Annotated in this window: 1 protein-coding gene; it reads left to right on the top strand. The window is 46.9% G+C overall.

Features of this window, described 5'->3' with window-relative positions; genetic code table 11:
- Positions 1 to 18 precede the first annotated feature (18 nt).
- On the top strand, positions 19 to 614 hold a 596-nt coding region (locus tag ACTJLE_RS06435; protein WP_481267902.1), incomplete at its 3' end, for a terminase TerL endonuclease subunit.

The following is a 614-nucleotide window of genomic DNA, read 5'->3' as shown; positions in this document are numbered from 1 at the left end:
CTTGGGGTGACGGTTCAAATGGAGAAAGTTAAGGCTGCTTTCGAGTCAGCTCGGCAAAATCCTGGTGAAGAGAATGCTTTCCGTCAGCTTCGTCTTAACCAGTGGGTGAAACAGTCTATTCGTTGGATGCCGATGGAAAAATGGGATGCTTGCGGTTTTCAGGTGAACGAGGAAGAACTCGAGGGCAGGGTCTGCTACGGGGGTCTTGACCTTTCAAGCACCACCGACCTTACCTCCTTTGTTTTGGTCTTTCCACCAGAAGATGAGTCGGATAAGTTTCGTATCCTACCTTATTTTTGGGTGCCTGAAGAAACCTTGAGTTTGCGCGTGAAACGAGATCATGTGCCTTATGACGTGTGGGAAAAACAAGGGTTTATTAAGACCACGGAAGGAAACGTTGTTCACTATGGGTTTATTGAAAAATTCATCGAAACTTTAGGTGAACGTTTCAATATTCGTGAGATTGCTTTCGACCGTTGGGGTGCGGTGCAAATGGTGCAAAACCTTGAAAACATGGGGTTTACCGTGGTTCCGTTCGGACAGGGATTCAAGGATATGAGTCCGCCTACCAAGGAGCTTATGAAGCTTACACTCGAGCAGAAAATCGCACACTC

Source organism: Gardnerella sp. CCPDSM (assembly GCF_056754715.1).
The sequence above is the reverse complement of the archived record's forward strand: the minus strand, read 5'-3'. Positions and strand labels throughout refer to the sequence as shown.